Annotated in this window: 20 protein-coding genes; 5 read left to right on the top strand and 15 right to left on the bottom strand. The window is 63.0% G+C overall.

What is annotated here, in order from left to right; translation table 11 throughout:
• The first annotated feature begins 97 nt into the window (after nt 1-97).
• Nucleotides 98-1,510, top strand: coding sequence for a mannose-1-phosphate guanylyltransferase/mannose-6-phosphate isomerase (locus TR36_RS02330; RefSeq protein WP_045387777.1), 1,413 nt, complete (start codon nt 98-100; stop codon nt 1,508-1,510).
• Here the strand turns inward: TR36_RS02330 and serB are convergent.
• From serB to TR36_RS02300, 6 genes are all read right to left on the bottom strand, one after another.
• A complete protein-coding gene (gene serB, locus TR36_RS02325; RefSeq protein ID WP_045387780.1) occupies nt 1,495-2,379 on the bottom strand; it encodes a phosphoserine phosphatase SerB in 885 nt (294 codons plus the stop codon). The genes TR36_RS02330 and serB overlap by 16 nt on opposite strands.
• 72 nt (nt 2,380-2,451) lie before the next feature.
• Nucleotides 2,452-2,901, bottom strand: a complete 450-nt coding sequence (locus TR36_RS02320) for a YaiI/YqxD family protein (protein WP_062762291.1) — start codon at nt 2,899-2,901, stop codon at nt 2,452-2,454.
• Nucleotides 2,894-3,724, bottom strand: coding sequence for an S-formylglutathione hydrolase (fghA, locus tag TR36_RS02315; RefSeq protein WP_062762289.1), 831 nt, complete (start codon nt 3,722-3,724; stop codon nt 2,894-2,896). The genes TR36_RS02320 and fghA overlap by 8 nt, the downstream gene beginning before the upstream one ends.
• Nucleotides 3,725-3,800: 76 nt before the next feature.
• Nucleotides 3,801-4,688: an OmpA family protein gene (locus TR36_RS02310; RefSeq protein ID WP_052362449.1), complete on the bottom strand. Its 888-nt coding sequence runs from the start codon at nt 4,686-4,688 to the stop codon at nt 3,801-3,803.
• Nucleotides 4,685-5,221 (bottom strand): GNAT family N-acetyltransferase, encoded by a 537-nt coding sequence (locus tag TR36_RS02305; RefSeq protein ID WP_062762287.1) that lies wholly within the window; start codon nt 5,219-5,221, stop codon nt 4,685-4,687. The genes TR36_RS02310 and TR36_RS02305 overlap by 4 nt, the downstream gene beginning before the upstream one ends.
• Complete coding sequence (locus TR36_RS02300; protein ID WP_045387788.1) at nt 5,218-5,940, bottom strand: molybdopterin-binding protein; 723 nt, start codon at nt 5,938-5,940, stop codon at nt 5,218-5,220. Before TR36_RS02300 ends, TR36_RS02305 begins: the two co-directional genes overlap by 4 nt.
• A gap of 125 nt (nt 5,941-6,065) precedes the next feature.
• Between TR36_RS02300 and map the strand changes: the two genes are divergently transcribed.
• Nucleotides 6,066-6,875 (top strand): type I methionyl aminopeptidase, encoded by an 810-nt coding sequence (gene map, locus TR36_RS02295; RefSeq protein WP_045387791.1) that lies wholly within the window; start codon nt 6,066-6,068, stop codon nt 6,873-6,875.
• Nucleotides 6,876-6,911: 36 nt separating this feature from the next.
• On the opposite strand, the gene TR36_RS02290 is transcribed toward map, so the two are convergent.
• Genes TR36_RS02290 through TR36_RS02280 form a run of 3 tightly spaced genes read right to left on the bottom strand, consistent with a single transcriptional unit; the run spans nt 6,912 to nt 9,326 of the window.
• Nucleotides 6,912-7,553, bottom strand: coding sequence for an HAD family phosphatase (locus tag TR36_RS02290; RefSeq protein ID WP_045387793.1), 642 nt, complete (start codon nt 7,551-7,553; stop codon nt 6,912-6,914).
• Between the two features lies 1 nt (nt 7,554).
• Complete coding sequence (rsmD, locus tag TR36_RS02285) at nt 7,555-8,127, bottom strand: 16S rRNA (guanine(966)-N(2))-methyltransferase RsmD (RefSeq protein ID WP_045387796.1); 573 nt, start codon at nt 8,125-8,127, stop codon at nt 7,555-7,557.
• Nucleotides 8,124-9,326 carry an NAD(P)/FAD-dependent oxidoreductase gene (locus TR36_RS02280; protein ID WP_062762466.1) on the bottom strand — a complete coding sequence of 401 codons (1,203 nt, stop codon included), beginning with the start codon at nt 9,324-9,326 and terminating at the stop codon, nt 8,124-8,126. Before TR36_RS02280 ends, rsmD begins: the two co-directional genes overlap by 4 nt.
• 72 nt (nt 9,327-9,398) lie before the next feature.
• Here TR36_RS02280 and TR36_RS02275 point away from each other — a divergent pair, with 72 nt between their 5' ends.
• Nucleotides 9,399-9,890 carry a peroxiredoxin gene (locus TR36_RS02275; RefSeq protein ID WP_045387799.1) on the top strand — a complete coding sequence of 164 codons (492 nt, stop codon included), beginning with the start codon at nt 9,399-9,401 and terminating at the stop codon, nt 9,888-9,890.
• Here the strand turns inward: TR36_RS02275 and TR36_RS02270 are convergent.
• Genes TR36_RS02270 through TR36_RS02250 form a run of 5 tightly spaced genes read right to left on the bottom strand, consistent with a single transcriptional unit; the run spans nt 9,887 to nt 15,362 of the window.
• Nucleotides 9,887-11,068: a GNAT family N-acetyltransferase gene (locus TR36_RS02270; RefSeq protein ID WP_045387802.1), complete on the bottom strand. Its 1,182-nt coding sequence runs from the start codon at nt 11,066-11,068 to the stop codon at nt 9,887-9,889. The genes TR36_RS02275 and TR36_RS02270 overlap by 4 nt on opposite strands.
• A gap of 30 nt (nt 11,069-11,098) precedes the next feature.
• Entirely contained in the window at nt 11,099-11,857 is a 759-nt protein-coding gene (locus TR36_RS02265) for a glycerophosphodiester phosphodiesterase family protein (protein WP_045387805.1), read from the bottom strand.
• Nucleotides 11,857-12,318: a RidA family protein gene (locus TR36_RS02260; RefSeq protein ID WP_045387808.1), complete on the bottom strand. Its 462-nt coding sequence runs from the start codon at nt 12,316-12,318 to the stop codon at nt 11,857-11,859. The genes TR36_RS02265 and TR36_RS02260 overlap by 1 nt, the downstream gene beginning before the upstream one ends.
• Before the next feature lie 57 nt (nt 12,319-12,375).
• Complete coding sequence (locus tag TR36_RS02255; protein ID WP_062762285.1) at nt 12,376-13,650, bottom strand: HlyD family type I secretion periplasmic adaptor subunit; 1,275 nt, start codon at nt 13,648-13,650, stop codon at nt 12,376-12,378.
• On the bottom strand, nt 13,647-15,362 hold the full coding sequence (locus tag TR36_RS02250; protein WP_062762464.1) for a type I secretion system permease/ATPase: 1,716 nt from the start codon (nt 15,360-15,362) through the stop codon (nt 13,647-13,649). Before TR36_RS02250 ends, TR36_RS02255 begins: the two co-directional genes overlap by 4 nt.
• 102 nt (nt 15,363-15,464) lie before the next feature.
• On the opposite strand from TR36_RS02250, the gene TR36_RS02245 reads away from it, so the two are divergent.
• Nucleotides 15,465-16,298 (top strand): VacJ family lipoprotein, encoded by an 834-nt coding sequence (locus TR36_RS02245; RefSeq protein ID WP_045387814.1) that lies wholly within the window; start codon nt 15,465-15,467, stop codon nt 16,296-16,298.
• Between the two features lies 1 nt (nt 16,299).
• Nucleotides 16,300-16,908, top strand: coding sequence for a phospholipid-binding protein MlaC (locus tag TR36_RS02240; RefSeq protein WP_153010467.1), 609 nt, complete (start codon nt 16,300-16,302; stop codon nt 16,906-16,908).
• A 52-nt stretch (nt 16,909-16,960) separates the two neighbouring features.
• On the opposite strand, the gene TR36_RS02235 is transcribed toward TR36_RS02240, so the two are convergent.
• A complete protein-coding gene (locus TR36_RS02235) occupies nt 16,961-19,171 on the bottom strand; it encodes a transglycosylase domain-containing protein (protein ID WP_062762282.1) in 2,211 nt (736 codons plus the stop codon).
• Nucleotides 19,172-19,370: the final 199 nt, after the last annotated feature.

Below are 19,370 nucleotides of genomic sequence, written 5' to 3'. Positions count from 1 at the left end.
CTCCATACCAGATGCAGGACAGGGACGATGAAGTAAATCACCTTTACTCCGCAGGCTTTGCCCGTGAAAAATGCACAAGACCGGAGGGGGAAACAGGATGACCATCACACCAGTGCTGCTTTGCGGCGGATCGGGCACGCGCCTTTGGCCGCTGTCACGCAAAAGCTATCCCAAGCAGTTCACGCCCCTGATGGGGGATGAAACGCTGTTTCAATCTGCGGCAAGGCGCGCCACCGGCGCGGAATATGCGCCGCCCGTCATCGTCACCGCTTCCGATTTCCGTTTCATCGTGACTGAACAGCTGGCGGCTGTCGGCATCGATCCGGGGGCCATCCTGATCGAGCCTGATCCGCGCAATACGGGGCCGGCCGTACTGGCCGCAGCCCTGCACATCGCCACGCGGGACCCTGCCGCCCTGATGCTGGTCACCCCTTCGGATCATGCCGTACCGGACCCGGAGGCTTTTCGCGCCGCCGTCGCGCTGGCAGTGCCCGAGGCCGAAGCCGGCCGGATTGTCACCTTCGGCATCACGCCGGACCGCCCCGAGACCGGCTATGGCTGGCTGGAAAGGGAAACGCCTGCCGCCACCCCCACGCCCCTGCTGCGCTTTGTCGAAAAGCCCGATGCCGCCAGTGCGGCCGACATGCTGACCGATGCAAGGTTTCTCTGGAATGCCGGCATTTTCCTGTTCCGGGCCGATACGATCCTTCAGGCCTTCGGCAGATATGCCCCGCACCTCATGTCCCCGGTCCAGGCGGCAGTGGATCAGGCGACCGTCGATCTGGGCTTTCTGCGTCTTGCCCCCAAGCCATGGGGGCAGGCCGAGGATATTTCGGTGGATTATGCCGTGATGGAGCGGGCGGGCAACCTGACCGTGGTTCCCTATACCGGTGGTTGGTCCGATATGGGCGGCTGGGATGCGGTGTGGCGGGACAGCGGGCCGGATGCCCAAGGCGTCGTGGCACACAACGGGGCCATCGCGTTGGAATGCGAGAATACGCTGTTGCGGGCCGAAAGCGGCACACAGGCCGTGGTGGGCATCGGCCTGAAGGATATCATTGCCGTCGCCATGCCCGATGCGGTGCTGGTCATGGATCGCAACCGGGCGCAGGATGCCCGTCTGGCCGTTTCCGCCCTCCGCGCCATAAAGGCGCCGCAGGCCGTCGATTTCCAGCTGGATCACCGCCCTTGGGGCCATTTCGAAACACTCGCCCTGTCCGACCGTTTTCGCGTAAAGCGTATAACGGTGCATCCAGGGGCAGCCCTGTCGCTGCAAAGCCATGTCCACAGGTCCGAACACTGGATCGTTGTGTCAGGCACGGCCCGCGTTACGGTAGAGGGTGAGGCGCGCCTGTTGACCGAAAACCAGTCGGTCTATGTTCCGCTCGGGGCGCAGCACCGGCTGGAAAATCCGGGAAAGCTGCCGATGGTGCTGATAGAGGTGCAGACCGGCAGCTATCTCGGGGAGGACGACATCACCCGTTATGATGATGTCTATGCGCGCGGCTGAATGAATTCATCCCGCCCGTAGCCCTGCAGATACAACAGTGCGGTCAGATCGCCATGGTTGATACGCAGGGCACACTGCGCGGCGACCGCCGGCTTGGCATGCAGCGCCACGCCCATTCCGGCCAGCCCGAGCATGCCCAGATCATTGGCCCCGTCGCCCACCGCAATCGCCTCGGCGGGGGTAACACCCATTTCTGCCGTGATCTCGTTCAGCGCGGTTACCTTTGCCTCACGCCCCAGAATGGGGGTTCCGACCTCACCTGTCAGCACACCGTCCGCCGCAAGCAGCGTATTCGCGCGGTTTTCGTCAAACCCCAGCCGTTGGGCAACGCGGGCCGTAAAATCCGTGAACCCTCCGGATACAAGCGCGGCCTTGGCCCCCTGCCCCTTCATCGTGGCAATCAGCGTTGCCCCCCCCGGCATCATCGTCAGCCGCGTATCGACCACACGGTCAATCACCGAAACAGGCAACCCCTTGAGCAGGCCAACCCGCTCCCGAAGGGCGGCATCGAAATCCAGCTCACCGTTCATGGCTCGGGCGGTAATCCCCGCAACATGGGCCCCGACCCCGGCCTCATCCGCCAGTTCGTCAATGCATTCCTGCTGGATCATGGTCGAATCCATATCCGCCAGCAGCAGACGCTTGCGCCGCCCCGTATCCGGAACCAGTGCCAGATCGATACCCTCGGCCTGCAGCAGCTGCCATCTATCCCAGAAATCCGCCGGTTCTGCCGAGATCGCGAATTCGGCAGCGATCCCTGCATTCAGCCAGCGCGTTTCGGATCCGCCCCAGTCCTTGCGTACCGCATCCACAGTCCCGTCATCCAGCACGGGGCGCAGGGGTGAAGTCATCATGAGAACGACAGGCATGAAAGCATCTCCGCAAAAGGGTCATGCCCAGCATAAACCAGATCGCGGGGCTGGGCCAGCATGGCCGGTCGTTCAGCCCTTCGCCTTGCGGATGGCCCGCTCCAGTGCGTCCAGAAAACGCGATCGGTCGGCCTTGGAAAAGGCACGCCCCCCGCCCTGCCGGAACGGATCGGCACTGCGCAGATCCGCCATCAGATCCCGCGTGGCCAGCACATTGCCAATGTTCGCGGCAGTCAGCGGGTCACCGTCGGGGCGCAGAACCAACGCCCCCGCCTCCACACATCTGGCCGCCAGCGGGATATCGTTCGTAATCACCACATCCCCGGCACCTGCCCGATCGGCAATCCACATATCTGCAACATCCGGCCCTTCGGAAACGAACACGCTCTGGATCAGCGGATTGGCCGAAGGGCGTATGCCGCCATTCGACACCATGTGGACGCGCACCTGATTTCGGGTGGCCACACGTTCCACCTCGGCCTTCACGGGGCAGGCATCGGCATCGACATAAACCTCAGTCATACAGGGCCGTCGCATGAAAACCGATATGCTCTTCCATGAAGGTCGAGACAAAGAAATAGCTGTGGTCATAGCCGCGCTGCATCCGGAATGCCCCGTCCTGACGCCTTGCGACCATCGCCTCGGCCAAGGCCTCGGGCATCAGTTTGTCCAGAAACGGATCGGCGGTTCCCTGATCAATCAGCACCGGGCCGTCAAAGCCGCGACGCCCCATCAGCAATGTGGCATCATGGGGTGCCCAAAGCGCCTCATCCTTGCCCAGATAGGCCGCGAACTGCCGCCGCCCCCAGTCCGAGGCGGTCGGATGCGCGATCGGTGCAAATGCCGAAACCGAGCGGAACCGCCCCGGCAGCCCCATCGCCAGCGTCAATGCCCCATGCCCGCCCATCGAATGCCCCGAGATTGCCTGACGGCCCGGATCCAGCGAAAAGCTGCGAAAGACCAGCTCGGGCAATTCCGTTGCTACGTAGTCCCACATCCGGAAGGCAGGCGCCCACGGATTTTCGGTCGCGTTCACGTAAAACCCTGCGCCCTGCCCCAGATCCATGGCCGGATCATCGGCAACTCCATCCCCCCGCGGCGAGGTATCGGGAAAGATCAGCGCAATGCCTTCTTCCGCCGCCCATTTCTGCGCACCGGCCTTGACCATCGCATTCTCATGCGTGCAGGTCAGGCCCGACAGAAACCACAGGACCGGAACGGGGTCGGTTTCCGCCTCGGCCGGCAGGAACAACCCAAAGGTCATATTCCCGCCCGTCGCATCGGATGGATGGCTATAAACCCCCTGAACGCCCCCGAAAGCCCGACTTTCAGCAATGGTTTTCATCGTAATCTCCTCTGGCGGCCGCATGGGGGGCAATCTTCCGGAAACACCCTTTCACGCGCCCATGGGTGATGCAAGATCAGCGCACCAGCACCTCGACCCGGCGGTTGCGGGCACGCCCCGCCTCATTGGCATTCGTATCGCGCGGGGCCAGAAAGCCGACGCCCTCGGTCTCTATCCGTGCCGTATCGATCCCCCCGGCAACCAGCCAGTCACGCACCGCGCCGGCCCGCGCCCTCGACAGATTGATGTTGATGTCCAATGCGCCGGAATCATCGGTATGCCCGACCAGAATGATCCGGCGGTCGGGATGTGCGGTCAGCCATTGCAGCAGCGGCTGCAACTCCGGCTGCTCACCTGTCAGAGAGGTTCCCCCCTGGGCAAACTCCACCCCCTCCAGCACGGTGGCGCCCTGCCCGAACTCGGCCTGCGTGGGTGGTGTTTCCCCTGTTACCACCTGCGGGGTTCCCTTGGGCGTTTTCCCCGCGGGAGAAACCTCTGTCAGCTGTACGAACCCCAGTTTGGCCGTACGGCTGATGACCACGGCAACCCGCTGTTCCGCACGGTGCGCCTCCAGAAACCGGTAGTCCCCCAGATCGACGTGCATTTCCGGTTCGGGAAACAGATCCAGCGCATAGCGGAAATCGTAGCCGCCACATTCGTCGGTTTCGCAATCCAGCCCCAGTGTCCAGCCATCGCCCGCCAGTGCCTCGCGGATGGGTTGCAGGATCGAAAGGGTGGTAAAGCCTTCGGGCGGGGTTGTCTGCCATGCGGTGCGGCGGATCTCGCCCTCCACCTCATCCTTCGGCAAGCCGTCCCGGGTCCAGCGTCCGGTGGGGATCCATGTGCTGTCCAGCGCCGCCTCCTCGGTCCGGGTGACCTGGACCTGACCGGCCAGAGGTGGATCGAATGCAAAGGCGGGACTTGTACCGCACACAATGGCCAGCGTGGCCCAGATGCCCTTCATCCGGCAACCCGGCGATAATGGTAATGGCCGGCAACACGCATTCCCAACCCTTTATACAGCGCATGGGCGATGGGGTTGTCATCCGACACCACCAGTGCAAAGCGCGTGGCACCCCGGACCACCGCCCAAAGCGCGGCCCCACGGATGATCTCACGCGCGCGGCCCTGACGGCGATGGGCTGGCGAGACCTCCAGCGCATGAAGCACGGCAAGATCACCGTTCACCCCCAGAAAACCGGCGCCCCCCGGCATGGAGATGACCGTCTTGGGATCGGCAGCCCGCTCCATGACCGCAAGACGTTCAGGCCCGATCTTGCCCTGTTCTGCCCACATTTCCACCGTCGCAGCCGAAGGCGGCCATTCCGCCACGGCATCGGACGGCCCCGCGATATCCGCAACGGCGGCCTCGTACAGCGTCACGGCAGAGACACGCCCGCCACCGCCACCGCCATCGCGCATGGTCCACTCCCCCTCGCGCCAGGCACGCAGGGGCGGCCAGGTCGGCTCCATCGCCTCCAGCAAGCAGGTGGTCATGCGGGAAACAGTGCCGCCAGGCGGGTCATCGCCTCATTCAACCGCGCCGGATCGGTGCCCCGGATCACCAGGTTCGTGCCCGTGACCCCGTTCATCGTAAAGGGATAGCTTCCCATCTGCAGGTCAGGGTATTCCGCCGCAAAGGCACCGAATTCGGAGGCAACCTCGCCCTCGCCCCGCTCTACCCGCAAGGATTGGCTCAACAAAGGGCTCCCCCCCGTGATACCGGCCAGAACCCCCGCCAGCATTGCCTCGAACACATTCGGCACACCGGCCATCACATGCACATTGGCAACGGTGAATCCGGGCGCGATGGAAACAGGGTTGTCGATCAGCGTTGCCGTATCGGGAATGCGGGCCATCCGCTGGCGCGCCTCGTTGAACGGGCGGTCCATCCGGGCGTAATGGGCACGCAGCAGCTCTGCCGCATCCTCACGCACGCCAATATTCAGATCAAAGGCGGCCGCAACGGCATCAGCGGTGATGTCATCATGCGTTGGCCCGATTCCGCCCGAAGTGAACAGATGGTCCACACTGGCCGACAGGGTTTTCACGGTTTCGACGATGATCGCATGGTCATCCGGAATGAAGCGGACCTCACGCAGGTCCACACCGGCCGCGGTCAGCTCCTTGGCCAGATGGTTGGAATTGCTGTCGCGTGTACGGCCCGACAGGATTTCATCCCCGATTACAATCATCGCTGCGGTTGGGTTTGGCATGATACCTCCTGCGGGGCTTGTTTTCTAAGGTATAGGGCGCGGCGCAACACGTTCCAAGGGGTGGGGGACTGGCATCCTGCGCCACATGCGATTATCTTGTGCCTGCACAGCAAAGGACCGATCCGTTGGAAGATACCAAAGGCCGCGTGACCCGCGAAGGCATTCGCATCTATGAATCGTCGGATTTCGATGGGATGCGCAAGGCTGGCCGTGTCGCTGCACAGATTCTTGATGAAGTCATCCCGCTTGTGGTGCCCGGCACCACGACGGGGGCGATCAATGCCTTCATCGATGACCGTATCCGCGAACTGGGCGTGGAGTCCGCCACCGTCGGATACCGCGGGTATGAACATGCCTCCTGCATTTCCATAAACCACGTCGTGTGCCACGGGATCCCCGGGCCAAAGGTGGTCAAGGAAGGCGACATTCTGAACATCGACGTCACCGTCATCGTGGACGGCTGGTTCGGGGATACCAGCCGCATGTATGTGGCCGGAACCCCCAGCCGCAAGGCCGAACGCCTGATTGAGGTCACCCATGAGGCGTTGATGATCGGCATTGCCGCCGTCAAACCGGGAAATACCTTCGGGGATATCGGCCATGCCATCCAGACATTCGCCGAGGGGCACCGCATGTCGGTCGTGCGCGATTTCTGCGGCCACGGGCTGGGGCGTGTTTTCCACGCGCCGCCGAACGTGCTGCACTATGGCCGTGCGGGTACCGGCGCCAGGCTGGAAGAAGGCATGATCTTTACCATCGAACCGATGGTAAATCTGGGTCGCCCCGAAACCAAGGTTCTGGCAGATGACTGGACGGCGGTCACCCGCGACAAATCCCTGTCGGCCCAGTTCGAACATTCGATCGGCGTCACCGCTGACGGATGCGAGATCTTCACGCTCTCGCCCGCCGGACGTTTCCATCCTACCTACAAGTAACGACAAGGCGCCCCTTCCGGGCGCCTTGTCATTTCATCACAGGCCCAGAAGGCCCGGCAGATCCGCCATGTCATGAAAGGATTCCGCGCCTTCGGCCTCCAGATGCTTGCTGCCATCGGGCGCGAAGCCAAGGCAACGGATTCCCGCCAGCCGTGCCGCACGGGCCCCTGTCAGACTATCCTCGACCACGATGCAATCCTGCGGGGCGTGGCCCAGAAAGCTTGCGACATGCAGGTAAAGCCCGGGGTCCGGTTTGGGCATATTCATGTCCTGCCCCGAAAACAGCCGTCCCTCCAGCCGTGACCATAGGCCCGGATGCTGCCCCAACGTAATGGCCATCTTCTCGCCAGAGCCATTCGACCCCACACCATAGGGAATTCCCGCAGCATCCAGACGGTCCAGAACAGCTTCGATCCCTTCTATCTTGGGCGTATGCTGGCGCAATTCGGTATAGAGTGCGGCATAGAAATCCGCGACCCAATCCGCAGGCAGATCAGCCCCCATACGGCGCGCGCCGTCATAAACTTCATGGATCGTGCCGCCCAGAAACTGCTCTTCCAGATCGGGGATAGACATGGTCAGGCCATGCGCGGCCAGATTGCGCGCAAGCGCATGGAAGGTCGCGGCCTCGCTATCGACAAGAACGCCGTCACAATCGAAGATTACTGCCTTGACCATATCACTCTTCCGCTTCGGGGCCGCGCAGGATGCTGACCCATGTTTCGCCATAGCGGCGCTGATCCAGCAGCGCGAACGGTTCGGGTGCAGCAAGGGCCGCCCCTTCTTCCCAGACCACCAGCGCCCCATCCGCCAGCCAGCCACCGCCAGCCACCGCGCCCAAGGCCAACTGCCCCAAGCCCTTGCCATAGGGCGGGTCCAGAAACACCAGATCATAGGGCGCACCGGTGTTCGGCCCCAATCGCGTGGCATTGCGACGCAACAGATCGGTCTGCGGGGTCATACGGGTGATCTCGGCGTTCCGGCGGATCAGCTTCTGCGCGGCCATGCCGTCATCCACAAATGTGGTATGGGCCGCCCCGCGGCTGATCGCCTCCAGCCCGATGGCACCGGTGCCTGCAAACAGGTCCAAGACCCGCGCATCCTGCAGGGGGTTACCGTATCCGCCGTTGATCAACAGGTTGAATATCGCCTCCCGCACCCTATCCGATGTGGGGCGAAGATGTGCGGCAGGATCACCGGCCCCGACATCGGCCAGCCTTGTCCCCCGCGCGCGGCCTCCGACGATCCTCACAACAAGTCCTGCACCTTCACGGCACCCGCCACGGCCTCGGGCGAAACCGAGCGCCCCGCCTCCAGCAGGCGCTTGCCCACCATATAGGCGCGCGGGTCATTTGCCGCATCCACGGCAATCAGCTGTCCCGCTGCAAACGACCAGAAGGATGTCCCGCCATCCTGCCGGGTAATCACCTGATCGTATCCACGATGAAGCCCCGCAATCTGCAGTTTCACATCATACTGGTCGGACCAGAACCACGGCATCGGCGCATAGCTTTGACCGGCCCCCAGCATGTTGGCGGCCACGCATTCAGCCTGCTCGATCGCGTTCTGCACCGATTCCAGCCGCATCCGCTGGCCGCGCCACATGAAAGATGTGCAATCGCCGGCAGCCCAGATATCGGGGTCAGATGTGCGGCCAAAGTCATCCACCGCAATGCCGTTGTCGATATCCAGCCCTGCGGCCTCGGCCATTGCCGATACAGGCTCGATCCCGATTCCCGTCACGACCAGATCAGCCGGAAGCACCCTGCCGTCCACCAGTTCCACCCCGGTGACACGACCCGCGTCCCCCTCGCCAGCCAGATTGGCAACGCCCGTTTCCTCCAGGATCGTCACGCCGTTCTGCTGGTGCAGGTCCCGGAAGAATGCCGCCGTTTCGGAATTGGCCACACGGGCCAGAATACGCGGAGCGGCTTCGACCAGCGTCACCTCCAGCCCCAGCTTTGCCAGCACCGCCGCTGCCTCCAGCCCGATGTATCCGCCACCGATGACCACTGCACGATGCCCGGGTGCCAGATCGGCGCGCATCGCATCGACATCGCCGCGGGTCCGCACCGTATGTACACCGGGCCGTTTGCCGCCCGCTGCAACGGGCAGACGCCGCGCCACCGATCCCGTGGTAAAAGCCAGCTGGTCATAGGGGATCCATTCGGACCCCAGCCGGATATTCCTGGATGCGCGATCAATGGACGTGACAGGATGGCCCAACCGCAGATCGATGTCGTTTTCGGCATAGAAGGAATCGCTGCGCAAGGTCAGGCGATCCACCCCGATCTCTCCCAGCAGATACCCCTTGGACAGAGGCGGGCGCTGATAGGGCGGGGTCGTTTCCGCACCGATCAGGGTGATCGGCTGGTCTGCCCCCAACCCCCGCAATTTTGCTGCCAGCGCCACTCCGGCCTGCCCGGCCCCGATTACCACGATACCCGTCATCTTTTCCATTCCCACCCCAACGCGCGGAGCCTATATCTGCCAGTAGTCAAAACACAACATGAGGGCGACGCAATGACCATCGCAAAAGGGGACCGCCTACCGACCGCGGATCTGGTCCGTCTGGGCGCAGACGGTGTGGAAACGGTTGATCTGGGCGCGCACCTGAAGGGCCGCAATGTGGTTATCTTTGCCGTTCCGGGGGCATTTACACCCACCTGCCATTCGGCGCATATGCCCAGCTTCATCCGCACCGCAGCCGAATTTCGGGCCAAGGGCGTGGACGAGATCATCTGCCTTTCGGTCAACGACCCCTTCGTGATGAAGGCATGGGGCGATTCCACCGGCGCGGCGGATGCCGGCATCACCCTGCTGGGCGATCCGCAAAGCACCTTCACCAAGGCGATCGGGCTTGATTTCGATGCCCCCGGTGCCGGTCTGAACGCCCGCTCGCGCCGCTATGCGATGCAGGTCATCGACGGCACCGTGACCCTGCTGCACCTGGAGGAATCGCCGGGCACCTGCGACATTTCCGGGGGTGAGGCGCTGCTGGCAGAACTGGCCTAAAGCCCTTCGTCGGCATCGGCCTGATCCTTGCGGAACGGGCCGTATGAGGTCAACACCTCGATCTCCTCGTCCACTGCGGCGCGTTCGGCCTTCAGATACTGGCCGACCGCGTCACGGAACCCAGGGTTGGAAATCCAGTGCAGGGAATGGGTGCTGACCGGCAGATACCCCCGCGCCAGTTTGTGTTCCCCCTGCGCGCCCGCCTCTACCCGCGCAATACCATGGGCAATCGCGTAATCCATCGCCTGATAGTAGCACAGCTCGAAATGCAGGAATGGATAATGCTCGGTAGAACCCCAGTATCGCCCGTAGAGTGTATCCCGCCCGATGAAATTGAGCGCGCCCGCCACCCAGCGTCCGTCGATCTCGGCCATCACCAGCAGGATGTCATCTGCCATGGTCCGGTGGATTTCATCGAAGAAGGCCCGGGTCAGATAGGGCGTACCCCATTTCCGGGCCCCCGTATCCTGATAGAACCGCCAGAATGCATCCCAGTGTTCAGGCCGCAGGTCATCGCCGCTCAGGGTATGGATCGTGCCACCGAAGGCCCGTGCGCCCTCACGCTCCTTGCGGATCGCCTTGCGTTTGCGTGACGACAGATCTGCCAGAAATGCGTCGAAATCGGCATAGCCGCGATTGGCCCAATGGAACTGCTGGCTGGTGCGGGGCATCAGGCCTGCCTGCGTACCGGCCTCCGCCTCTTCACCGGTGCAGAAGGTTATATGGACCGAGGACAGGTCATTCTGGTCAGCCACCGCCACAGCCCCTTCGATCAGGGCGGCACGTCCGGTTTCCTCGAACCCCGGCAGGGTCAGGAAACGGCGTCCGGTGGCAGGGGTGAACGGAACGGCAATCTGCAGCTTGGGGTAATATTGCCCGCCTGCCCGCTCGAATGCATCTGCCCAGGCAAAATCGAAGATGTATTCACCCTGACTATGGTGCTTGATGTACAAAGGAGCCGCCGCAATGATCCGGCCGTCAATGCTGGCCGTCAGGGGACGGGCCTGCCAGCCGGACCGCCCTCCCGTGGACCCTGACGCCTCCAGCGCCATAAGGAACCGATGCGTGGTGAAAGGGTCCGCGGGGCGGCCCGCGTCGGGCGCCGCCAGCGCATCCCATTCCGCAGCGGGAATGGAGGCAAATCCCTCATGGGCCGTTACGGTGATCTCTGTGCTCATTCCCCTATGCTGGCGCGGGGCACCGCAGGGTCAAGACGCTTTTGCAGCCAAATAACCCTCAAAGGTCACATTATCGGCAATGCGCCGCGCTTCATCCTCTGCCTCGGCCGAACGGATGGTCCAGCACAGCACCGCAGCCCCGCCGGATTTCAATTCAGAGATGCGGTTCCGACCCAGTTCATGCGCCTCATGGGAAATGAAGCTGGCCAGAACCCGGTCGTAATCGGGGATTTCCCGCAGCATGTCGCATTCGGCGTGGGTCAGTTCCGGCCAGTCGGCATAATCGTAGCCACAGGTGGTCAGACCGCGCGGCACCGTAGGGGCAAATTCCGCCATGCGCGCCATCGATTCCGGATCGAACGACATCACTGCCACCGGCCCGACATATCCCGTCAGGGCCTGCGCCGTGGCCCGTTCCAGCGCACCGTTGGTCGGGGTCTGCGCCTTGATCTCGATCAGCAGCGGCACCTTTCCCGCAACCAGATCCAGCACCTCTGCCAATGTCGGAATGCCGTCCTCGGCATCACGAAGACGGATACGTCCCAGGTCAGCCGCACTGCGGGCAAAGACCGGCCCTGTCTCGGCTGTCAGCCGGTCCAGTTCGGCATCATGGAAGACCATGGCCACACCATCCGCCGACAGTTGCAGGTCAATCTCGATCCCGTAGCCAGCGGCAACAGCGGCGCGTACCGCAGCACGGGAGTTTTCGGGCCGCCCCTCTGCCCGCGCATGAAGGGCACGATGCGCAATGGGAATGCGCAGGAACATGGCAGGCAAAGGGACGCGCATCAGCGAACCTCGAACAGGCCTTCGATTTCCACCGCGACCCCCATCGGCAAGCTGGCCGCCGAAACCGCCGAACGGGCATGCCGACCAGCATCGCCGAATATGGCAACCATCAGATCGGATGCGCCGTTGATCACTGCCGGTTGATCGGTGAACTCCGCGGTAGAGTTCACAAACCCCACCAGCTTGACCACACGCACGACGCGGCCCAGATCCCCGTCACAGGCCGCGCGAAGCTGCGCCAGCAGGCTGAGCGCGCAGAGCTTTGCAGCCTCGGCCCCCTCCTTGACTTCAAGCCCCGCACCCAGCTTTCCGGTGACAGGGCCATCGTCATTCCGTGCCACCTGCCCCGAAATATGCACCAGATTGCCCGTACGCACGAAAGGGACATAGTTCGCAACCGGCAGCGGTGCCTCGGGCAGGGTCAGGCCCAGTTCGGAAATACGGCTTTCGATGGCGTTCATGAAGCGGCTCCTGTTGATTTCTGCGGCACGCTAGCGATGCGCCAAAGGCAGGGCAAGTCAGCTTTCCCTCAATGCCCTGTCAAAATAAACGGCAAAAGGCCGAAGCAGATAGGCAAGCGGCGTGCGGCTTCCGGTACGGACAAAGACCTCTGCGGGCATTCCCGGCACCAGCGACGCGGGTACTGTACCGCTGTCCAGCGCCACCTCGGCACGGTAATAGGGTGCGCCTCTGTCATCGCGCAGGGTATCAGCCGAAACCGAGGTGATGGCCCCCTCGACATCCGGTGCATTCCGCATGGGAAAGGATGGCAGAACGATCCGCACGGACTGACCTGTCCGAACCTCGTCGATATTGCGCGGGGGGATGCGTGCCTCGAGCACCAAGGCCCGGTCTTGCGGGATCAGATAGAGGATCGGGTCCGCAGGGCGCACCACGGCGCGGGGGGTGGTCACCGTCAGCCCCAGCACGACCCCCGCCACGGGTGCGCGCACATCCAGATCTGCGATCTTTTGCGTCAGTGCCCGCCGGCGTTCCTGCAACTCCATCCGCTGGTAGGCGAAATCACGTGTCTGGCTGATCGCATCCTCACGGCGGGCCGCCGTCAGTCGCAATTCTTCCAACCCGAATTCGGTGATGCGGCCCTGCGCCTCGGCCTTTTGCGCATCCACGCCGCCCTGTTCGCCAGTCAGTCGGGCGGCCTCCCGCTCCAGCGCCATCACACGGCTGACCTGCGTCAGACCTTTCGAAAGCAATATGCGCTGATCCTCCAGTTCACGCCCGATCAGATCGGCCTGCCTGTCCAGCGCCGTGCGTTGGGCAGTCAGCCCTTCGATCTCGTTTCCCGTCTGCTCCTGCCGGCGATGGATCTGGTCTATCTGGCGGGCCAGCGTTTCACGGCGGGCATCGAACAGGCGCGTCTGACCCTCCATCTGCCGCCGGATCTCGGGGTTGGTCCGGGATGCCTGCAGCAGATCATCGGCAAAGATGATCCGGTCAGCCCCGTCACGCTCGGCATCCAACCGGTCGGCGCGGGCCATGATCTCGAACAGCTGCGCCTCCACCACGAACAGTTCCGACCGCAGGGCATTGCCGTCCAGCCGCAGCAGAAGCTGGCCTTCTGTAACGGATTGCCCTTCCTTTACGGCAATCTCCGCCACCACACCGCCATCGGGGTGCTGCACGATCTGGCGATCACGCTCCACCCGCACCTCGGCCATGGCGACGACCGCACCATCCAATCGCGCAAGCCCGCCCCACGCCCCGAGCACCACCCCCAAGGTCGCAATCGTCGCAAACCCAGTCATGGCAAGCGGGCGAACGGACCAGCTCATGCCATGGACCCTGCTGCAGGTCGCACGATTTCTGTATGGTTGCGCACCATCTGGCGCAGGATGTCATTGCGCAGGCCGAAGGCACGGCGCTGCCCCGCCTCCATCACCATCAGCAGATCGCACTCCTGAATGGCTGCAGGGCGATGCGCGATCACCACCACGACACGCCCCGCCATTTTGGCCGTCCGGATCGCCGACGAAAGGGCTTCGGTTCCGGTATTGTCGAGGTTCGAATTCGGTTCATCCAGCACCAGTAGTACAGGATCGCCGTAAAGCGCGCGGGCCAATCCGATCCGCTGGATCTCACCGCCCGACAGCCAGCCGCCTATGGCCTGCACCGGCGTATCGTACCCCTGCGGCAACCGGAGGATCATGTCATGCGCGGCGGCCTCCCTGGCGGCGGCAATGACGCGGGCCGCATCGGGTGTCCCCATGCGGGCAATGTTCTCCGCCACGGTTCCGTCGAACAGGGCAACCCGTTGCGGCAGATATCCGACATAGGCCCCAAGGGTATCCCCCGCATATTGCTCCAACGCCGCCCCGCCAAGCCGTACCGTCCCCGTCTGCGTGCCCCATACCCCCGTCAGCACCCGCGCCAAAGAGGTCTTTCCCGCACCCGACGGCCCGATCACCCCCAAAGCCTGTCCGGGCTGCAGGGCAAAGGACATATGCCGCAACACGGGATGCTCCGCCCGTGGCGGAATGGCCGTAACCCCTTCAACTTGCAATACCGCAGCAGGGCGCGGCAATGGCAGCGGCGGTACGGGGGATTGCACATTGGCCAGCGTAATGGCCAGCTTTTGCCAGCCCTCCTGTGCGCGGCTTACCAATGACCATTGTGCAATGACAGTCTCCACCGGAGCCAGCGCCCGCCCCATCAGGATGGAACAGGCGATCATTGCACCCGCCCCCACCATCTGATGCAAAACGAGCCATGCCCCGACCCCCAGCATGGCCGATTGCAGGAACAGCCGCATGACGCGGGTGGTGGCTGTAAAGCCGCCCGTCAGTTCTGCCGCGCGTGCCGCATCACGCAACCCCTTCCCTCGTAGCACCTGCCAGCGCCCCTCTATCGCGCGGGACATGCCGAGAGCCCGGACCACATCCCCCTCGGAACGCAGCATTCCGGCCACCCCCTCCGCCCCTGCCGCATATTGACCGGCAGCAATCAACGGCGGGCGGGACAAATGGCGGTTTAACAGCGTTACTCCGGCCAGCAGCACCCCGCCCCCCAATGCCAATCCGCCCAAAACGGGGTGAAAGACGAATATCAGCGCCATGAACAGCGGCGTCCCCGGCAGATCGAACAGGGCGGGCACCACCGGCGAGGCCAGAAAACGCTGGACGGCCTCAAGATCCGCCGGGCCACCACCCTGCGCCCCGGCTGGATCACGCATCGATGCCTGAAGCACCCTCAGATCAAGCCGGTCCTGGAATGCGGCACCGACCCGCACCATGATCCTGCCGCGCAACACATCCAGCAGAGCCATGGCCGCGAACAGCAGAACCCCTAGGGCGGACAGGGCCACCAGCGTTTCGGGCGAACGTCCCGGCAGCACCCGGTCATAGACCTGCATCATATACAGCGGGCCGGTCAGCATCAGGAGGTTAACGATGACCGAAAAAACGGCCACAGCGACGATCGCGCCCCTTGACTCGTATAAGGCGCACTTCAATTCTTTCGCACCACATCGTGAATTCGCGCGAGCCATCCGGCTTCCATTCATGCTGGATCATTGTCATCCCTGCGTGACGCGCATAAGTCGGTGCCAAATGCCCGCGACTGGGAACAATCTGTAGGAAAGCGATAGGACATGGGCCTTAATATTTCATTGCCGAAAAAGGCCTCCGCCTTTGTTGCGGCTTCTACTCTGGCCGTCCTTGCAGGCTGTGGTGCGCCCCAGAATGCGACGGGCACGAATGACCCGCTGGAATCGGTGAACCGTGAACGCCACGAGTTCAACAAATCCTTTGACCGCCGCTTTTTGCGCCCGGTATCGCAGGGATACGGCAAGGTCGTGCCCGGCCCCGTGCGCAGCGGCATCTCCAATGTCGCGGAAAACCTTGACCTTCCCAAGGAGGTCATGAACGGCCTGCTACAGGGCCGCCCCGTCCGCGCGCTGGAAAATTCGGCCCGCTTCGTCGTGAACTCCACCATCGGGATCCTGGGGATCTTCGACCCGGCGACGCCGCTCGGGCTTCGGGGGCATGAAACCGACTTCGGCGAGACCCTCTACACGTGGGGCGTCGGTGAAGGGCAATATGTCGAGAACCCGTTCTTCGGCCCGTCGACCGAGCGTGATACATGGGGGATGATCGTGGATGTGATCGCGAACCCGACCCACTTCGTGATCGAATCACCCGAAAGCACCTATGGCCTTGCCGCCAGCGGTGGCGAAATCGCCAATGATCGTTATGTATATGACGGTGCCATCAACGACCTGTTGTACGATAGCGCCGACAGCTATTCGCAGGCACGTCTGGCATACCTCCAGAACCGTCGCTTTACACTGCAACAGAACGGGCGTGGAACCGCGGCAGCCGATGACGGGTTTATAGACCCATATGCCGATGCAGCCGGAACCGGGGCAGCCGCCCCGGCGCCAGCAGACTTCATAGATCCCTACGAGGACGCAAATGTACAATAAGATGACCCTTCCGACCCTGAACCGCCGCGCAGTCACGGCTGGCATGCTTGCCGGCGGGGCGGTCTTTGCCCTTCCGGGAGTGACGCTGGCCCAAAGCGGCGCCGATGCGGCACGCCGGGCGGTGGAGCAGGCGGTAGCAGCCGTCAACCGCACAATCGCCTCGGGTGAATCCACCCAGGCGATGTACAATGATTTCGAGCGTATTTTCGCACAATACGCCGATATCCCGACCATTGCCCGCTCAACACTGGGCGTGGCCGCACGTCAAGCCTCTGCAGCGCAGCTACAGGCCTACACCAGCGCCTATCAGGGGTATGTGGCCCGCAAGTACGGTCGCCGCTTCCGTGAATTTGTCGGCGGTGAGATCAAGGTGACCGGCGTGAACCCGATCAAGAGCTATTATGAGGTTGTCTCCACAGCCTATACCCGCGGCAATTCGCCGGCAGACGTCCGCTGGCATGTGTCCACCTCGTCGGGCAGCCCCAAGTTCTTCAACATCATCATCCAAGGGGTGAACATGCTGGCGTCCGAGCGGACCGAGATTCAGGCGATTCTGGATCAGCAAGGCGGCAGCATCGACCGTCTGACCCGCGCCTTGCAAAGCGCCTGATCATCAATAGGCCGAATAAAAAGCCCCGCCGGTCTGGCGGGGCTTTTTTCATTCATCCACCGAAGGCGCGGCGAACATCGTTCAGGATGCGTTCCGCCACATTGGGATCATCCTGCTGCTGTTGCTGCACAGGTGGTGCCGTTTGCTGCGTGACCGGCTGGTTCGTCGGCTCCGACGGCGGGACGCGGGGGGCAGGAACGATCTTGCGCAAGGGGGTCAGAGGGCGGCCATCTTCGACCCGGCTCATCACCTCGCGCCAGATATCGGCGGGCAGCCCGCCACCAGTGGTCCCCTGAAGCGGGGTATTGTCATCATACCCCATCCAGACACCGACCACGTAATCGGCGGTGAAGCCCACAAACCACGCATCGCGTGCAGCTTGCGTTGTTCCTGTCTTGCCGGCTGCTTCACGTCCGGAAGGCAGCCGGGCCCTGCGGCCTGTTCCGCTCTCCACGACTTGGCTCATCATGTAGGTAAGCAGCTGCGCCGCCTCATCCGAGATGACACGCTCTCCCGTACCGCCGGATTTGCCGATCAGCGGGGCGGTGTCGCCCTGCAAGCGCAGTTCCAGCAGGCCGTAGGGTTGCACCGCGGTGCCCCCATTCAGGATACCTGCGTAGGCGCCCGTCATTTCCAGCAGCGTGGCTTCGGACACGCCAAGCGCCAGCGACGGGCTGTTCACCAGATTGCTATGGATCCCGAATTTCTCGGCCACCTGGATGACCTTTTGGCGTCCGACCGCCTCGGAAACCCGCACGGCCGGAATGTTCAGCGATTCCTGCAGGGCCTGCGTCAGCGTCACAACCCCGCGGAAACGGTGATCATAGTTCGAAGGGGTCCATGGCCCCGATCCCGGAATATTTAGGGTAAAGGGCTTGTCCTCCACGAAATCGGCAGGGCTGAAGCCTTCGTTCAGGGCTGCAGCGTAAACGAACGGCTTGAATGCCGATCCGGTTTGCCGCAGGGCCTGCGTTGCCCGGTTGAACGAGCCTGCAGGCTCTACCGTCCGGCCGCCCACCATGCCGCGCACGGCCCCGTCCGCAGACATCACGACCACAGCCGTCTGTGCCTTGGAACCGGGGCTGACCTTTTCCTTGAACACCTGCGTCACGGCCTCTTCGGCGTTCCGCTGGATCCGCTGGTCTAGCGTGGTCTGGATGATCACATCCTCGGTCGTATCACGTGTCAGGAAGGACGGGCCGGATTCCATTACCCAATCGGCAAAGAAGCCGCCGGTCCGGCTTTGTGCCGCCTGCGACAGTGTCGCCGGATGGGCGATCGCATCCTGCTCCTGCGCAGCCGTCAAATAACCTTGTTCCTCCATCAACCCGAGGATGACATTGGCCCGATCTGTGGCGCGCTGCATGTTGTTCGTGGGCGCGTAATACGAGGGCGCCTTCAACAGGCCCGCCAGCATCGCCGCTTCGGACGGGGAAACATCCGCCGCCGATTTTCCGAAATACCGCTGCGCCGCAGCCTCGAAGCCACGTGCGCCCGCACCCAGATAAACGCGGTTGAAATAGATCGTCAGGATATCGGCCTTGGAATATTTCGCCTCCATCGCAAAGGCGAAGGGTACTTCCTTGATCTTGCGCCAAAGGCTGGTCTGGCGGCAGTCCGCCTCGTAATCCGCCTCGGTATCCCATTTGTCATGGTCGTATTCCACGCCAAGGCACAGCAGCTTTGCGACCTGCTGCGTGATCGTGGACCCCCCGTTCCCCTCGAACGGGCCGCGCCCTGCCCGGAGGTTGATCGCCACAGCCGAAGCGATCCCACGGGCGCTGACACCGTAGTGCCGGTAGAAACGGCGATCTTCGGTGGCCACGACGGCATTGCGCAGGTTGGCCGAGGCATCTTCGGAGCGCAGCGATCCGCCGTAGGTCTCCCCCCGCCAGGCAAAAACCTCTCCCGCGCGGTCCAGCATGGTGACAGAGCCGCGGATACGGGCATCCAGCAGATCGTTCACGGCCGGCAACTTGGTCGAGAAATAGAAGGTGGCCCCCGCGACGACCAGCACCACAGCCAGAGTAGCGCGCCAGAACACGCCCCAGACCAGTTTGCGCAGCAGCGTCCACAGGCCGACGATCATGGCCACCAGCGGATTCCGCTTCTTCCGGCGTTGCGGCGTCTTGCGTTTGGGCGGGGGGCGCTTGTTGTTGCCCCCACCACCCGTGCCGCCGCCACTGCGGCCGCGACCCGTGCCGGATGCTGCCGCATAGCGTCGCTCCGCCACAAGGGGCTTTCCCTTACCCGGTCCACTCATGCCTGTCCGCCTCGTTCACCTTATTATTGCCTGGATCATATCCTGATTGCCGCACGATGTTTAGGGGGGCTCTACAAACCGCCAATTGTCGAACAGCCTATTTTTTAGCCATGAGGTGCAGATATAAGGCAAAACCGTTACATGCCCCCGATACACCTGCCTTATCGTTCAGCGGAACGTTGCCGAATGCCTCAAAAGC

Source organism: Falsirhodobacter sp. alg1, assembly GCF_000739715.2.
Classification (GTDB): Bacteria; Pseudomonadota; Alphaproteobacteria; order Rhodobacterales; family Rhodobacteraceae; genus Falsirhodobacter.
This window is presented reverse-complemented; position numbering and strand designations above follow the sequence as displayed.